Genomic DNA, 15951 nt, shown 5'->3' with positions numbered 1-15951 from the left:
TCTGAATAAGTGGTATCAGACGAAGGGCACACAAGATGTGTACCCTTAGATTGGATGGGTTATCTATTGAAAAAAGAAGTGATTGTCATTGAGTTGGGTGACGATACCTTTCGCGACGTAGTTCGCCCCGCTTAGGGTAAAGTGGCCGTAATCAAAGGCTGTAGGTTCGCCACTGTCGGTTATTTCTAGGCAATGACCTGCTGGACAAATCAAATCGTAAACCGAAATGTAGTTTACCGCCATGGACGTCGTCAGCGTTTTCAATTCGCTGTCTATAACTTTTCGCCCATTGACGATAGAGCGACTTGCCAATGCAGGATCGCCATTTTCCTGATAAGCCAACAATTCCGGCAATGGCCCCTTGTATTCAACCGTTGGTCCCAATACGTAAAAGTTTTTTGTATACTTACGAAGATAGGCTATGGTCTTAATTAGCTGATTTATATCAGATTCACTCCAGCGAGCTGAAATTATGACACCATCTATCTTATTATTGGGTATAAAATCTTCATACACGTAGTTTATCAGGTCAGTACAGTGGTTGTTTGTTTTTTGCGCTATTACCGGTTTGCAGCCTGACGCGGTTGCCTGCATCAGATTCACGTTTTTTCCTGCAGCCAGGCTGATAGCACGCCAAAGATGAGCACCGTGGCTGTCGCCAATCAACACAACATTTTTCTGTGTTTCAGAAATCTTCAGGCAGTTTTTCTTATCGTAGACACTATCTTCACCTATATTACCGTTAATAAAACACTCGCCAGAACGATACTGGAAATTGTATTCTTTTGAACCATGATAGTGGATGTAGTCAGCGATCTTTAATGATTCTGAAGAAAAACTTCCATTGTCATTCTTTACATATCCAATAAATGCGGTCATTGAAGCAGCGAGTACAACACTGAAGGCGGAAGCCGTAACAATGTTTTTTGATGAAATATTTTTTAGTTTATATCTGAACGGTATTTCGATTAAATAGCGCGAAGCAATTGCTAGAGTAAAGGTTAGGGAAATAACCAATAGACTCTTCTGCCACAGGTTGATGTCAAGCAGCAGGTTGGAGTAAACAATGATCGGCCAATGCCAAAGGTACAGGCAATATGAAATCATGCCGATATATACGATGGGTTTAAGTGCTAGTATTTTGTTGACGATAGCATCACGGCCGGAAAAGATAATCAAGAAGGTGCCAACGCAAGGGTAAAGCGCATTATAGGAAGGGAACTTCTTGGTGGTATCTAACCAGACAAACCCGAAGACAATCAGCGCTAACCCTAACAGACTTAAGATGTGGCGGGTAGTCTTTCCTTTTAGGGACGACGAATGCTCCATACCACTTACCGCCAATAATGCCCCTATAGCCAGTTCCCAAGCTCGGGTTGGCAACATATAGAATGTCATGCTCGGTTGGTATTTCAATCCAGCAAGACTGAGCAAAAATGAACCGGCGATAATCAATGTGATGATCAGTGTTATTCTATTTCGGAAGAATTTTAATGCGGTAAAAAGAATAATAGGGAAAATAATATAAAATTGCTCTTCTACTGCCAGCGACCAAGTATGCAACAGTGGTTTCAGTTCTGCAGGACCATCAAAATACCCGGTTTGGCTAAAAAAGAAAAAGTTGGAAGAGAATAATGTTGTAGCTAATGCACTTTTCCCTAATTCGGCAACCTGTACGGGGAGAAGTATATGGTATCCAATAGCGAGTGTTGTAAGTAGCACAATAAATAAAGGGGGAAGAATCCTTAAACTGCGGCGTTTATAAAATTCAATATAAGAGAACTCCCCTTTAATATATTCTTGGAATATTATCCCTGAAATTAAATAACCAGAAATAACAAAGAATATATCGACACCGGTAAAACCGCCAGGAATGCCGCCAAAGCCCATGTGGTACGCGATGACCGGCAGAACGGCGAGCGCCCGTAATCCGTCGATATCTGCTCTATACTTCACAATTTCACCCAATTTGTAAGCAATTCGAAATGGCAGTATAGACAAATTGTTTATAGATTTTTAAGAATGTTTCTTCGGAATACTCCATCAGATGTAAAAATAAGATTTTACTCAATATCGTTAACGGCAATGTTGGTTAAGAAGTCGCGGGCCAACCGTGTTTTCTATCTGGCATCTCTACGATGACTAAGGTTTTCTGACGGGTTTAAGAAGAGATTAAGGGTTATAATCTATCAAAGAAAATGTTCGAAATTTCAATACTGAGACACTATGCATATCACCTTACGTCAATTGGAAGTTTTTACCGAAGTGCTTAAAAGCGGTTCGACCACGCAAGCCTCGGTAGTTCTGGCGTTATCGCAATCGGCGGTCAGCGCGGCGCTGGCTGACCTGGAAGGGCAGTTGGGCGTGCAATTGTTCGATCGCGTCGGTAAGCGTTTGGTTATCAATGAGCATGGACGGTTGTTGTACCCGAAGGCGCTGGCGTTGCTGGAGCAGGCCGGGGAGATTGAACAGTTGTTCCGCCATGACGGTGGCGCGTTGCGCATCGCGGCCAGCAGCACCATTGGCAACTATATGTTGCCGGAAATGATCGCCCACTACCGGCAGGACTTTCCCGCCACGCCGCTGGAGCTTAACGTGGGCAACAGCCAGGATGTGATCGTGGCGGTTGCGGATTTCCGCGTCGATCTGGGCCTGATCGAGGGGCCCTGTCATATGCCGGAGCTGGTCACCCAGCCGTGGCTGGAGGATGAGCTGGTGGTGTTCGCCGCGCCGGACAATCCGCTGGCGGGTCAACCGCTGACGTTGGAGATGCTGGCGAATGCGCCGTGGATCCTGCGGGAGCGTGGTTCGGGCACGCGTGAGGTGCTGGATCACCTGCTGTTGGCACACCTGCCGCACTTTCAACTGGTGATGGAGCTGGGGAATTCCGAAGCGATAAAACATGCGGTTCGCCACGGTATTGGCATCAGTTGCCTGTCGCGAAGGGTGATCGGCGAACAGTTGGCCAGCGGTGTGCTGGTGGAGCTGAAGCTGCCGTTGCCACCTTTAATGCGCACCCTGTACCTGATCCACCATCGGCAGAAGCATATCTCCAATGCTCTGCAGCGTTTTCTCAGCTATTGCACCCTTCAGCCCTAAAAAGGCCTCGGTAAGCAGAAACGAAGCATAAAAATCTGCTCTCTGTCACATTAATGACAGTAAGTAAGGCCTTGAGGCCCGTTGCTAATAATTAGCCCTGAATTATGAAGCTATCTTATATCAGTGCAATGTTACTAGTTCGCCGGCGGGTATTTGTTACAATCCGCCCTTATTTTTTTTGACCAGCAGATAGGGTAAGAATGGCTCAGCAGGATATAAAAACATCGGGGCAACAAGCACCCGGATTGCGCCGCGAGCTGAAGGCGCGGCACTTAACCATGATTGCTATCGGTGGTTCTATCGGCACGGGTCTGTTTGTCGCTTCTGGAGCCACGGTTTCGCAGGCAGGCCCGGGCGGGGCGCTGCTGTCTTATGCCTTGATCGGGCTGATGGTTTACTTCCTGATGACCAGCCTGGGCGAACTGGCGGCCTTTATGCCGGTGTCCGGTTCCTTTTCCACCTACGGCGCCAAATACGTAGAAGAAGGTTTTGGCTTCGCGCTGGGCTGGAACTACTGGTACAACTGGGCAGTGACCATCGCCGTTGACCTGGTGGCCTCGCAGTTGGTCATGACTTACTGGTTCCCGGACACCCCAGGCTGGATCTGGAGCGCATTGTTCCTGTGCCTGATGTTCCTGCTGAACTACATTTCGGTTAAAGGCTTCGGCGAAGCGGAATACTGGTTCTCGCTGATCAAAGTGACCACCGTCATTATCTTTATCGGTATCGGCGTGCTGATGATTTTCGGCATCCTCAAAGGGGGCGAGCACGCGGGGTGGCAAAACTGGACCATCGGTGACGCGCCGTTTGCCGGAGGGTTCTCGGCGATGATAGGCGTGGCGATGATCGTCGGCTTCTCGTTCCAGGGGACCGAGCTTATCGGTATCGCCGCCGGTGAGTCGGAAAACCCAGGCAAGAATATCCCACGCGCCGTGCGTCAGGTGTTCTGGCGTATCCTGCTGTTCTATATTTTCGCGATCCTGATTATCAGCCTGATCATTCCTTACACCGATCCGAGCCTGCTGCGCAATGATGTGAAAGACATCAGCGTCAGTCCGTTCACGCTGGTCTTCCAGCATGCCGGTTTGCTGTCGGCGGCGGCGGTGATGAATGCGGTGATCCTGACGGCGGTATTGTCTGCGGGTAATTCCGGCATGTACGCGTCCACCCGTATGCTGTTTACTCTGGCATCGGAAGGTAAAGCGCCGCGTATCTTCGCCAAGCTGTCGAAGGGCGGGGTACCACGCAACGCGCTGTACGCCACTACCGTGGTCGCGGGCCTGTGCTTCCTGAGCTCGATGTTCGGCAACCAGTCGGTTTATCTGTGGCTGTTGAATACCTCGGGCATGACCGGCTTTATCGCCTGGTTGGGGATCGCCATCAGTCATTACCGCTTCCGTCGCGGCTATATGATCCAGGGGCGTGATCTGAACGATTTGCCGTACCGTTCCGGCTTCTTCCCGATAGGCCCGATCTTTGCCTTTGTGCTGTGCCTGATCATCACGCTGGGCCAGAACTATCAGGCGTTCCTGCAAGACCGGATCGACTGGTACGGCGTGACCGCGACCTATATCGGCATTCCGTTGTTCCTGATCATTTGGTTCGGTTACAAGCTGACGCGCGGCACCCGTGTGGTGAAGTACAGCGAAATGGAATTCCCGAAAATGGACGTGAAGTAACGTCTTGCTATGAAACGCGGCGGGAGCCCGCCGCGTTATTCTTTCCCCTGACTTCTTATTCCTTCCCTTTTACCGCCAGCGCTTGTTGCGCCGCGGCCATCAGACTGTCAACCGACGGATAATCCTGCGTTAATGCCAGTGCGCCGGTGTTGAGCTGCAGCGATATCTCACCGAAAGCACCAAAATCGCAGGGGGCTTCCAGCGCCGGAACGATACGTGCCAAAAATTCGCCTTCCGAGCCGTAAGGCAGGCCGTGCACCAGGATCAGAAACTGGCCCCCGCTATAGCGACAGACAAAATCGCTGGGGCGAACCAACATTTTCAGGCGCTCGCCGATGGTGCGTAACACGTCATCGCCGATCAGCACGCCGTGGCTCTGATACAGCGCCGCCAGCGGGGTGAATTCGAAAATAAACAGATGGGAAAGCGGATGTATCGTCGCCGATGGGCGGCAAATATCCTGCATTACCGCTTCACCTCCCGCTCGGTTGAGGAAACCGGTCAAATGATCCTGATGGGCGGCTTGCTGTTTTTCTGCGCTCAGGGTGACGTGTCGAGCGACCTGACGGTGGTAAAACGCGATCAGCCCATGGGCCAACAGCAGCCACAGCGGGATGATATCCGCCAGTAAAAACAGGTTTTGCACGCGCGACAGCGGCGCAGCCAGTAAATAAGGCAGCGTCAACAGCATGATTTCCAGCATGGCAAAACGCGGTGCCGCGGCGTGACGCTGCATCAGCCAGAAGGCCAGGCCGGTAATCAACATTCCGGCGAACAGAATAAGCACCATGCGACCTGAAAGCATGGCCATCAGGGCGCCTGCCCCCACCAGAGCACACCACAGCAGTACCGTTACCAGCATGGCATTCGGCCAACGGGGCGGATTGACGCGTGCCAGCCACCAACGCCCGCCGGTCAGCAACACCAGCAGCATCAGCAGACCGGCGCCAATGGCCCGATGGCTCAGCCAGATATAGGCCAGCAGCAGCAGCGCCACCGCAGCGGCATTCATCCAGGGAGTCGCGGGAGAAGGCACCAACGTAAGCCGCATCTGGCGTTGTAATTGAGCGTCATCAGCCAGCCCTGGGCTTTGTACCAGCCAGTGCAGCAGTGCGGGTTTTTTAGGCGTTAACGCGGGTGTTCGACTTCTCATTACAGCCTCTTTAATAAGGGCCCAGCCAACAGGCCCTAAATATCCGGCCCGGCGCGGGGCGCCAGTTACCGGTCAGGATTCGGATTCTATGTGGTTTTATTGCTATTTGTCACAGCGGAGCGGGGCGGGGAGATATTTTCGGAATTGTTAACCCTGAGCATCAGGGAACAGTTTGTGGAAGGGCTTGACGAATAACGTTATAAAATAAAGTGTTACATATTTACATGACAGATAATAACTATTGATATGATTGATAAGTATTATCGTTTGCTTTATTGTTAGCGGCTGCTTATCCCGTTCAGACGGCCGTTTTCCTGCCGCTGTGGTCATCGTCGTAACAGGTATCCGAAATAATGAGCGTATCCACCGATCCTATGCCTGACGCCAAGGGGAAACCCGACGTCAACGCCATGGGGCGTTATCACCATATTCTCCGCCACCGTTTATTGATGATGGGGGTGTTGGCACTGGCGATTATGGGTTCGCTGCTGCTGGATTTTACCATGGGCCCCTCCGGGCTTTCGTTGTCCTCCCTGTGGCAAACGCTGATTGATCCTGCGGCGGCCGACGCCGGAACGCGGGTCATCGTCTGGGATATCCGCTTGCCTTATGCCTTGATGGCCGTGGTGGTGGGCTTTGCCCTTGGCCTGGCCGGTGCAGAAATGCAGACCATCCTGAATAACCCGCTCGCCAGCCCCTTTACCCTCGGCGTGTCTTCTGCCGCGGCTTTCGGCGCGGCGCTGGCTATCGTGCTGGGGATTGGCGTACCGGGCATTCCCGATCAGTGGTTCATTTCCGCCAACGCCTTTATTTTCGCCCTGTTCGCCGCATTGATGCTGGACGGCATTACGCGTTGGACACGGGTTGCCACTTCCGGGGTGGTGCTGTTCGGCATTGCGCTGGTGTTCACCTTTAACGCGCTGGTCTCGATGATGCAGTTTATCGCCAGCGAAGACACGCTGCAGGGGCTGGTGTTCTGGACCATGGGCAGCCTGGCGCGTGCTTCGTGGGACAAACTGGGCATCCTGCTCGGCGTATTCGCCGTGCTGCTGCCGTTGTCGATGATGAGCTCGTGGAAGTTGACCGCGCTGCGTCTGGGGGAAGATCGGGCGGTGAGCTTCGGTATCGACGTGCGCCGTCTGCGCCTGACGACCTTGCTGCGCATCAGCATTCTTTCCGCCCTGGCGGTGGCCTTTGTCGGGCCTATCGGCTTTATCGGCCTGGTGGCGCCGCACATCGCACGTATGATTTTCGGTGAAGATCACCGTTTCTATTTGCCGGCCAGTGCGCTGATTGGCGCGCTGGTGCTGTCGATGGCTTCCGTGGCGTCGAAAAACCTGATCCCGGGCATTATCATTCCGGTGGGCATCGTGACCTCGTTGGTGGGCGTGCCGTTCTTCCTGAGCATTATTCTGCGTCACCGGGGGAATGTATGAATCAGGGATTGCGCATTGAAGGTTTTTCCGCCGGTTATCCCAAGCGTCAGGTTATCAGCAATCTGGCGGTCCCCATGTTACCGCGCGGGCAAATCACCGTGTTGCTGGGGCCGAACGGCAGCGGCAAGTCGACGTTGCTGCGTTCACTGGCCGGCTTGAACCCGGCACAGGGCCAACTGTGGCTGGACGATACCGATCTGATGCAGATGCCATTTGCCCGCCGCGCGGAGAAAGTGGTGTATCTGCCGCAGTCATTGCCTGCCGGGGTGCATTTGCACGTGCTGGAGTCGATCATCGTGGCGCAACGTGCCTCGGGCGGTCGCAGCAATGCCGGCAGTGAGGCGGAGGTGATGGCGCTGCTGGAACAGCTTGGTATTGCCCATCTGGCGTTGAGCTATCTCGATCAGCTCTCCGGTGGTCAGAAGCAGTTGGTGGGCTTGGCGCAGTCGCTGATCCGCCAGCCTTCGCTGCTGTTGCTGGACGAACCGTTGAGCGCGCTGGATCTCAACTACCAGTTCCACGTTATGGATTTGGTGCGCAAAGAGACGCGTAAACGCAATATCATCACCGTGGTGGTGGTGCATGACATCAATATCGCTTTGCGTCACGGCGACCACGTGCTGATGCTGCAGGATGGCGAATTGATCGCCGACGGCGCACCGGAAGAGGTGATCACCCCGCAAAGTCTGGCACGGGTTTATGGCGTTCGTGGGCGCATTGAGCGTTGCTCGCAGGGAACCCCGCAGGTGTTGATCGACGGGTTGGTTAACCAGCCGTCGATTTGATCCCCGACTGATACCTAAAAAAGCCCGGCATTTCACAATGCCGGGCTTTTTATTACCGCTTGTTCAGCGCCTCGGCGACGCGTTCGACGATATGCTGGCTGGTGATGATACCGCCGGACAGATAGACCTCAGCCGCCGGCAGATAAACCACCTGACCTTTCTTGACCGCTACGGTGTTTTTCAGCGCCGTGGTGGTGAGGATCTTCTGCGGTGCAACCGCGTTCGGGCGACCGGTTGCCGCATCGCGATCGATGATAAACAGCCAATCCGGGTTCAACTGAGCCACCTGCTCGGGCGACAGTTTGTTGCCGCGGACATCGGCGTTGTCGCTCTGCAGCGCAGACTGGAACCCGAGGGCGTCATAGGTAAAGCTGAAACGGCTCTTCGGCGCGTAAGCGCTGATTTTCCCGCCGGAGAACAGCACCACCAAGCCCCGTCCGGCTTTAGCGACCTGCGGCTTGATCGCCGCAATCTCCGCATCCAGTTTGTCGACGGCCGCTTGGGCTTGTTGCTGCTTATCGAACAGCTCACCCAGTTGCAGGGTGCGTTGTTTCAGGCCGCCCAACTGATCTTGCGGATCGATAGCCATATTCAGCGTCGGCGCGATGCCACTGAGTTCGGCATAGGCCTTGGAAGAGCGGCCGGCGATCAGGATCAGATCCGGTTTGGCTGCGCGCAGCGTGGCCATGTCTGGTTCAAACAGGGTACCGGCGTTGAGGTATTTGGCATCCTGATACTGTTTCAGGCTGTCCGGCAGCATGCTGCGGTTGCCCGGCAGCGCCAAGGGATCAACGCCCAGCAGTTGCAGCGTTTCCAGCGAAGCATAATCCAGCACCACCACGCGTTGCGGGTGCTTTTTCACTTCGGTGGTGCCGTTCAGATGTTGAAAACTGACGGTTGCAGGGGCATCCGCAGCCGGTGCGCGGGTCTTTCCGTTACAGCCGGCCAGCGCCATGCAGGCCAGCAGGGTGATAACCATAGGGGAGCGGCGTAATGTCATTGAGATTTCCTCAGGTAAGAGAAATAAAAGGGCGCGCATTTTGAAGTGCGCGCCCAAACTGGCATCAGAAGTTGTAGGTCATGCCGAGGGTGTAACGGCGGCCATCCAGCACGGTGTTGTAATTGTCGTAGTCGACGGTTTTATCGAGCAGGTTGTAAACCCCACCGGTCACCATCAGGTTTTTATTCGCCTGGTAGCTGAGACCGGCGTCAACAAAGGTGTAGGACGGGGTGCTCTTGGCCATGTCTGCACGGCTCATGTAGTCCGAAGTCTTGCTGCGGAAGTTAACGCGCGACCACAGGCTGACGTCGTGAGTGGCCTGCCAGTCCAATACGCTGTTAACCATATGCTTCGGCATTTGGTTCAGCGGCTTGCCCTGGAAATCCCCGCTCTTCTGTTCGGAGGTGGTGTAGGTATAGTTGGTGGTCAACTGCCAGTCTTTGGTGATTTCCCAGCCAAATGTAGCTTCCACGCCGCGCATGTTGGCTTTATCGACGTTGGTGCGGTCGCTGATAAAGTAATACGGCGTGTTGCCGATCATGCATTGCGCGTCGCCATCGCCGCTGTCACAGCGGCGCACTTCGGTGATTTTATCTTTGAAGTCGGTGTTAAACAGGGTGACGCCGGCGTTCAGACCTTGCTGGTTATCCCACATCACGCCGATCTCTTCGCTCAGGCTCTTCTCTGGCTTCAGATCCGGGTTACCGATGATGATTGAAGTGCGGCCACCGCCGGTGATTTGCCCCCATCCGGCGGAAGATTGACGCAGATCCGGTGAGCGATAACCGGCGGAAACACCGCCTTTCAGCGTAAATTGTTCGGTCAGGTGCCAAACGCCGTACATGCGCGGCGTCCAGTGGTTGCCGTAGTTTTGGTCCTGATCCATACGAATGCCGCTGGTCAGGCTAAAGTCGTTGGTCATCGCCCATTCGTCTTCGGCAAACAGCGCCCAACTCCAGCGTGTCAATTGGCTCAGCTTATCCGCCCCTTGCATCTGGTTGCCGCCGTCACTCAATTTCTCGTAACGGTACTGGCCACCCAGGTTCAGCATATGGCTGCCGAGGTCAAACTGGGTTTGCGTATTGAAAATGGTGTTGTACATCTTCATGTCGCGGCCCGGGTTGTTGGTCTCTTCGCGCTGAATGTAACTGGTGGTATTGCCGAAGTCGTAATAACCGTTGTGGGTTACCGCGTAGTTGGTGCGGGTGTAGAGGCTGTCGCTGGCGCTGTTAGGCGTGCACTTTTTATTGCGGCAGTTTTCGGTCGCCATGGATTTGCCCGGCGTACTGTTGCGATCCTGCAAAGAGCGGCCAATTTCGAAATCGAAATCGTTCTGTTCGTTTGGCGTCAGGCTGAATACCGCGGTGCCGCTGCGCATGCGCTGCTCGTTGAAGCCGTTGAGGATTTGGTCTTCGGCGCGGTGTGACAGCAGGCCATTGACCCGCAGGCCCAGCAGGCCTTCAATCAGCGGGCCGGAAGCGTAGGCGTTGGTCTGGAAAATATCGCCGGAATTGCGGTTTTCCTGGAAGGTAGCGTCGCCGTGCAGTGAGCCTTTCCACGCCTGGGTGGTGGAGGTTTTGCGGGTGATGACGTTGATCACGCCGCCCATGGCGTCGGAGCCGTACAGCGAAGACATCGGGCCGCGCACCACTTCGATGCGTTCAATGGCTTCCAGCGGTGGCAGCCAGCCTTGTTCAATGCCTGAGTTGTCACTGTTAGGGCGGGTGCCGCGGGTATCGACGCGTTTACCGTCGACCAGGATCAGGGTGTATTTGGAGGACATGCCGCGGATGCTGATATCGCTGTTGCTGGCACCGCCGGTAACCACCACGCCCGGCACGTCTTTCAACGCATCGGTAATGTCACGGTAGGCTTTGTCTTCAATTTGTTGACGTGGGATCACAGAAATAGACGCAGGGGAGTCCTGGATTTTCTGCTGGAAACCGGAAGCGGTTACCACCATGGTGTCCTGAGCGTCTGGTTGCGCAGCGACGGCGCCTGCGCTGGTCAATGTAGCAATGATCAATGCGGTTAATTTGTTATAACGTGGCTTTTCCATGAGGCAAACCTTTCCTGGTCTGATGTAAATCGACAAAGTGTCGCTTTAACGGTTTGAATAATAAGCAGAAACAGGCCCCATCGTTGCGGGGGTCTTCGTTTCGTCAGGCTATTGTAAGGATTTTCGACAAAATGTAAACGCAAATGATAATTCGTATCATTTGTATGTATTTAAATAAAAGGGAATCATTAACCGCATGAATACAAGGGAAAAACGGCGCAGCAGGATCTGCGCCGAGAGAGGGGGTTAGCGTTTCTGGATGTAGGTGATCGCCAGCGCCAGGGCCAGCACCAGACCTTTGATAATGTCCATGGCGTAGTAGGGAACGGAAAGCATCACCAGACCGTTTTGCAACACACCGAGGATCACGGCGCCCACCAACGTGCCGAGCGCATTGGGTTTACCGGAGCCGGCCAGCGAGAAGCCAATGTAAGCGGCGGCAACCGCATCCATCAGATAACCGCCGCCGGCGTTGACCTGCGAAGAGCCAATACGTGACGCCAGCAATATGCCACCAAGCGAGGCCAGCAGGGCAGAAATGACATAGGCGGCAACCCTGTAACGTACGGTACGAATGCCTGACAAACGCGCCGCTTCCGGGTTACCGCCAATGGCGTACATACGGCGGCCGTGTTTGGTCAGCGACAGGAAAAGTTGCACCACGACAGTGACCGCCAGCATGATCAGCACTATCACCGGTACCTGGCCCAGTGAGGAGAAGATGTCCGGGATCAGCCCTTCCGCCATGTCGCCGTTCGGCAGCAGCATATTCTGGGTGATTGATCCGCCGTAGCTGTAGGTCATCGCCACGCCCTGGATCACGAACAGGCTGGCCAGCGTCGCCAGCATATCGGGAATTTTCAGCACCACGATCAGGAAGGCGTTGAACAGGCCGACCAGCGTACAAATCAGCAAGGTCAGCACGATAGCGCCGGTGGTGCCAAAGCCGTACCAGACGAACAGCGAAACCACCAGGGCGTTAGCCAGTGAGGCGGTGGAGCCGACGGACAGATCGAAACCGCCCACCGACAGCGATATCGATACCCCGATGGCGATCACCGTGACGATGGCGATTGAACGCAAAATGTTAATGATGTTGTTCGGATCGAGGAAGTTGTCCGACGCGATCCCGAACAGGGCGATCAGCGCGACAACGGTGAGTAACATCCCCCATTTGTAGAGAAACTCAAACAGCTGATGGCGCCAGGGTTGCGCATTCTGCAGGGATAATTCTTTACTCACGCTGGGGTTCCTCCGGTGGAATACAATAATAGGGTTTCTTCATCAATATCGGCGGCGTTCAGTTCCGCCACCACCCGGCCATCCCACAGTACGCAGATGCGATCGCACAGGCCGACCAGCTCGGAGAACTCGCCGGAGGCATAGATGATGCCTTTGCCGTCGCGCGCCAGACCGTCGATCAGGGTGAACAGTTCTTGCTTGGCCTTGATATCCACGCCCTTGGTCGGCTCATCGAAAATCAGCACCTTGGCATTGCCGCGCAGCCATTTGCCGATGGCCACCTTTTGCTGGTTGCCGCCGGAAAGCCGTGCCAGCTTTTGCTGCGGGCCGGAGGCGCGAATATTCAGGCGCTGCATAATATCCCGCGCCCAGCGTAGCTCCTGCCGGCGACTGAACAGGCTCCAGCGGGAAAAGCTGTCGTCGGCGCTGGCGCTCAGGTTCATCGGAATGGCTTCGTCGATAAAAATGCCTTCTTTGCGCCGTTCTTCCGGCACCAGCGCCAGCCCCTGTTCAACGCTAAGATGCGGGGCGCGGGGGGCCCAGGGTTTGCCCAGCAATTCACCCCGTTCGATCCGGGCCGGTGAGGCGCCAAACAGCGCTTTGCACAGTTCGGTTTTCCCCGCACCGGCCAGCCCGGCGATGCCGAGAATTTCCCCCTGATGCAGTTGCAGGCTGACGTCACGCAGCTTATGACGGTCGTGCAGACCTTCTACCCGCAGCAGCGGGCGAGAACCGTGCGCGGGGCGCGGAGGCGGGAAAATGTCGTCCAGCCGGTGGCCGAGCATTTTTTCGACGATCTGCTCGCCGTCCAGCCCTTGCATGGCATCCTCGCTGACGTGGCGGCCATCGCGCAGCACCGTCAGGCGGTCGCAAATTTCACTCAGTTCATGAATACGGTGGGAAATAAACACCACGCCGATGCCTTCGGACTTAAGACGGCGCACCACGCGAAACAGGCGTTCACTTTCAGCGCGATCGAGCGGGGCAGTGGGTTCATCGAGCACCAGAAAGCGACAACGGTGGGACAGTGCACGGGCCAGCAGCACCTGCTGTTTTTCCGCCAGAGTGCAGTCCGCCAACCGCTGGCGCAGGTTAATGGTTAAATCCAGCTGGGCCAGTAACTGGGCTGCCTGGCGATACAGTTGCGCCCAGTTAAGCAGATGGCCCGGTTCGTTCAACCCATCGAGCATGATGTTTTCCGCCACCGACAGCGTGGGGATCAGCGCCACATCCACTTCTTGCTGCACCACGTGGATGCCGTGTTGCCGGGCCTGCAGCGGTGAATGAATATCCACTTGTTGGCCGTCGATAAAAATCTCGCCGCGATAATGGTCGTGTGCGCCGGAAAGGATCGCCATCAACGTGGATTTGCCCGCGCCGTTAGCGCCGACCAGGGCGTGTGTCGAACCACCCAGCAGGGTGAAGTCGACGTTTTGCAGCGCATTGAATCCGGCAAAGGCGATCGAGATATTGCGCATCTCGAGGCGTGAGGGCGTAGGGGTTGGCATAGTGTAATTTAAAGACGTTTAGGTGTTTAGATGGCTAAAGTAAGTCTTTTGTAACACAGATTGTGATTTTCGCAACAAACTAAATGGCATAACTGAGATGAAAAAATTCCTGGCGGACCGGCGCTAGAACCCCAGGCGGTCACGCAGCGCATAATAGGCCGCACCCAGGGCGGTGAAAGGCACGCGGAGCCGGCGTCCGCCGAAGAAAGGCAGGTGCGGCAGTTGGGCGAAGGCGTCAAAACGTTCAGCATCGCCGCGCAGCACTTCGGCAATCAGCTTGCCCGCCAAATGGGTGCAGGTCACACCGTGGCCGCTGTCGCCCTGCATGTAATAGACATTGTTTTCCAGACGGCCGAACTGCGGCATACGTGACAGCGTCAGCAGGAAATTGCCGCTCCAGCGGTAATCAATCCGCACCTGCTTCAACTGCGGGAAGGTTTTCAACAGTTTGGGCAGGATCAGCGGATCGATATCGGCGGGATCGCGGGCGCCGTATACCACGCCGCCGCCATACAGCAGACGGTGGTCGGCGGTCAGGCGAAAGTAGTCCAGCAGGTAGTTGCAGTCTTCGACGCAGAAATTATTGGGCAGCAGCGACAGCGCGATGTCTTTGGACAACGGCTCGGTGGCGAGGATTTGTGATCCGCACGGCATGCTTAGCCGGCTGAGCCGGGGTTCCAGCCGATCGCCGAGATAGGCGTTGCCGGCAATAATCACAAAGTTGGCGCTGACCGAGCCTTGCGCGGTGTGCACCTTCGCCGGTTCCGTGTAATCAATGTGGGTGGCCGGTGATTGTTCGAACAGCCGCCCGCCGTGACGACGTACCGCATCGGCTTCGCCAAGCGCCAGATTGAGCGGGTGCAGATGGCCACCGCTGCGATCCAGCAACCCGCCCACGTAACGTTCGCTGGCAATCTCCCGGCGGATGGCCTGTTGATCCAGCCATTCCAATTGATCATTGCCGTAGCGCCGCCAACGGATCTGCTGTTGCTGCAGCGCATGGCTTTGTTTAGGGTTCAGTGCGGCGAAGATGCCGCCGGGCCGGTAGTCGCAGGCGATGGCGTATTGATCGATACGCTGGCGGATAATCTCCGCACCTTCGAACATCATGCTGCCGAGCATGGCGGCGGTATCTGTGCCATAACGCGCTTCAATGACATCGATATCGCGACTGTAGGAGTTGACCACCTGACCCCCGTTACGGCCGCTGGCGCCCCAGCCGATGCGGGCGGCTTCCAGCACCACCACGTCAAAACCGGCTTCGACCAGATGCAACGCCGACGACAGGCCGGTGAAGCCGCCGCCAATAATGCAGACGTCGCAGCGGATATTGTCGTTCAGCGCCGGGTAGGGCGCGAATGCATTGGCGGTAGCGGCATAATAGCCGGCAACGTGTTCCGTCATGGGACCTCCGCCTAAAAGGTCAGAAGGTGGTCGGGGTATGTGCGCTGACGATGCGACAGACGCGCGCCGAAGTATTGCTGAAACTGTGGGGGATGCCGGTGTTGATGGCATAGCTCTGGCCGGCGGTCAGGCAGTAGGTCTGGCCGTTGATCGTCAGCATGATCTCGCCTTCCAGCAGGGTGCCGATCTCCTCGCCCTGGTGCTTTATCTTTTCGCCGGTGGTAGTACCGGGCTGATAGGTTTCCAGCATCATCGCCAGATTGCGCGTTGGATTGCCGTTGTGCACCAACTTCATCGATACACCCTGGCTGCCAATCTCGATCAGATCCTCGGCCTCTATGACCACTTTAGGCTCATTGGCGGCTTCAGGTTCGGCAAAGAAGGCCGACAGCGACAACCCATACACTTTCAGCAGCTTTTGCAGCGTACTGATAGCCGGACTGACCTTGTCCTGTTCGATGGTGCTGATTGCGCTGTGGGTTAACCCGGACAGTTCGGCGACCCGGCGCTGCGACAAACCCAATTGCAGACGGATCTGTGACAGGCGCTTACCCGGCGCCAAGCTGACTTCGCTCATAGCGGTACT

General features: G+C 55.3%; 12 protein-coding genes. 4 read left to right on the top strand and 8 right to left on the bottom strand.

Annotated features, from left to right (window positions below):
• Positions 1-63 precede the first annotated feature (63 nt).
• The gene (locus ACGS9J_RS04520) at positions 64-1956 is read right to left on the bottom strand and encodes an acyltransferase family protein (RefSeq protein ID WP_442229836.1); all 1893 of its coding nucleotides are present in this window, start codon (positions 1954-1956) and stop codon (positions 64-66) included.
• 270 nt (positions 1957-2226) lie between these two features.
• Between ACGS9J_RS04520 and yieE the strand changes: the two genes are divergently transcribed.
• Both yieE and ACGS9J_RS04510 read left to right on the top strand, forming a co-directional pair.
• The gene (gene yieE / locus ACGS9J_RS04515; protein WP_442229835.1) at positions 2227-3099 is read left to right on the top strand and encodes a DNA-binding transcriptional regulator YeiE; all 873 of its coding nucleotides are present in this window, start codon (positions 2227-2229) and stop codon (positions 3097-3099) included.
• 200 nt (positions 3100-3299) lie between these two features.
• Positions 3300-4778: an amino acid permease gene (locus ACGS9J_RS04510; protein WP_442229834.1), complete on the top strand. Its 1479-nt coding sequence runs from the start codon at positions 3300-3302 to the stop codon at positions 4776-4778.
• Positions 4779-4833: 55 nt separating this feature from the next.
• Here ACGS9J_RS04510 and ACGS9J_RS04505 read toward each other — a convergent pair whose 3' ends face one another.
• Positions 4834-5931, bottom strand: a complete 1098-nt coding sequence (locus tag ACGS9J_RS04505; protein ID WP_442229833.1) for a GGDEF domain-containing protein — start codon at positions 5929-5931, stop codon at positions 4834-4836.
• Between the two features lie 353 nt (positions 5932-6284).
• On the opposite strand from ACGS9J_RS04505, the gene ACGS9J_RS04500 reads away from it, so the two are divergent.
• Positions 6285-7367 (top strand): FecCD family ABC transporter permease, encoded by a 1083-nt coding sequence (locus ACGS9J_RS04500; RefSeq protein WP_044552502.1) that lies wholly within the window; start codon positions 6285-6287, stop codon positions 7365-7367.
• The gene (locus ACGS9J_RS04495; RefSeq protein WP_442229832.1) at positions 7364-8152 is read left to right on the top strand and encodes an ABC transporter ATP-binding protein; all 789 of its coding nucleotides are present in this window, start codon (positions 7364-7366) and stop codon (positions 8150-8152) included. The genes ACGS9J_RS04500 and ACGS9J_RS04495 overlap by 4 nt, the downstream gene beginning before the upstream one ends.
• A gap of 52 nt (positions 8153-8204) precedes the next feature.
• Here the strand turns inward: ACGS9J_RS04495 and ACGS9J_RS04490 are convergent, their stop codons facing one another.
• From ACGS9J_RS04490 to puuR, 6 genes are all read right to left on the bottom strand, one after another.
• Positions 8205-9152: a siderophore ABC transporter substrate-binding protein gene (locus ACGS9J_RS04490; RefSeq protein WP_442229831.1), complete on the bottom strand. Its 948-nt coding sequence runs from the start codon at positions 9150-9152 to the stop codon at positions 8205-8207.
• Positions 9153-9216: 64 nt separating this feature from the next.
• A complete protein-coding gene (locus ACGS9J_RS04485; RefSeq protein ID WP_442229830.1) occupies positions 9217-11211 on the bottom strand; it encodes a ligand-gated channel protein in 1995 nt (664 codons plus the stop codon).
• A gap of 246 nt (positions 11212-11457) precedes the next feature.
• Positions 11458-12453: an ABC transporter permease gene (locus ACGS9J_RS04480; protein WP_442229829.1), complete on the bottom strand. Its 996-nt coding sequence runs from the start codon at positions 12451-12453 to the stop codon at positions 11458-11460.
• Positions 12450-13961: a sugar ABC transporter ATP-binding protein gene (locus tag ACGS9J_RS04475; protein ID WP_442229828.1), complete on the bottom strand. Its 1512-nt coding sequence runs from the start codon at positions 13959-13961 to the stop codon at positions 12450-12452. Before ACGS9J_RS04475 ends, ACGS9J_RS04480 begins: the two co-directional genes overlap by 4 nt.
• A 123-nt stretch (positions 13962-14084) precedes the next feature.
• On the bottom strand, positions 14085-15365 hold the full coding sequence (locus ACGS9J_RS04470; protein WP_442229827.1) for an NAD(P)/FAD-dependent oxidoreductase: 1281 nt from the start codon (positions 15363-15365) through the stop codon (positions 14085-14087).
• A 19-nt stretch (positions 15366-15384) separates the two neighbouring features.
• A complete protein-coding gene (puuR, locus tag ACGS9J_RS04465) occupies positions 15385-15942 on the bottom strand; it encodes an HTH-type transcriptional regulator PuuR (RefSeq protein WP_442229826.1) in 558 nt (185 codons plus the stop codon).
• Positions 15943-15951 lie beyond the last annotated feature (9 nt).

The sequence above is a fragment of the Serratia quinivorans genome (assembly GCF_052113645.1).
In the GTDB taxonomy this organism is placed as follows: Bacteria; Pseudomonadota; Gammaproteobacteria; order Enterobacterales; family Enterobacteriaceae; genus Serratia; species Serratia quinivorans_B.
Note: the sequence above shows the minus strand (reverse complement) of the source record. Positions and strands in the feature narration are given on the sequence as shown.

Coding starts and splice junctions, on each gene's coding strand:
- ACGS9J_RS04490 (WP_442229831.1), bottom strand. CDS start 9,152: ATGACATTACGCCGCTCCCCTATGGTTATCACCCTGCTGGCCTGCATG.
- ACGS9J_RS04500 (WP_044552502.1), top strand. CDS start 6,285: ATGAGCGTATCCACCGATCCTATGCCTGACGCCAAGGGGAAACCCGAC.
- ACGS9J_RS04510 (WP_442229834.1), top strand. CDS start 3,300: ATGGCTCAGCAGGATATAAAAACATCGGGGCAACAAGCACCCGGATTG.
- yieE (WP_442229835.1), top strand. CDS start 2,227: ATGCATATCACCTTACGTCAATTGGAAGTTTTTACCGAAGTGCTTAAA.
- ACGS9J_RS04475 (WP_442229828.1), bottom strand. CDS start 13,961: ATGCCAACCCCTACGCCCTCACGCCTCGAGATGCGCAATATCTCGATC.
- ACGS9J_RS04495 (WP_442229832.1), top strand. CDS start 7,364: ATGAATCAGGGATTGCGCATTGAAGGTTTTTCCGCCGGTTATCCCAAG.
- ACGS9J_RS04505 (WP_442229833.1), bottom strand. CDS start 5,931: ATGAGAAGTCGAACACCCGCGTTAACGCCTAAAAAACCCGCACTGCTG.
- puuR (WP_442229826.1), bottom strand. CDS start 15,942: ATGAGCGAAGTCAGCTTGGCGCCGGGTAAGCGCCTGTCACAGATCCGT.
- ACGS9J_RS04485 (WP_442229830.1), bottom strand. CDS start 11,211: ATGGAAAAGCCACGTTATAACAAATTAACCGCATTGATCATTGCTACA.
- ACGS9J_RS04470 (WP_442229827.1), bottom strand. CDS start 15,365: ATGACGGAACACGTTGCCGGCTATTATGCCGCTACCGCCAATGCATTC.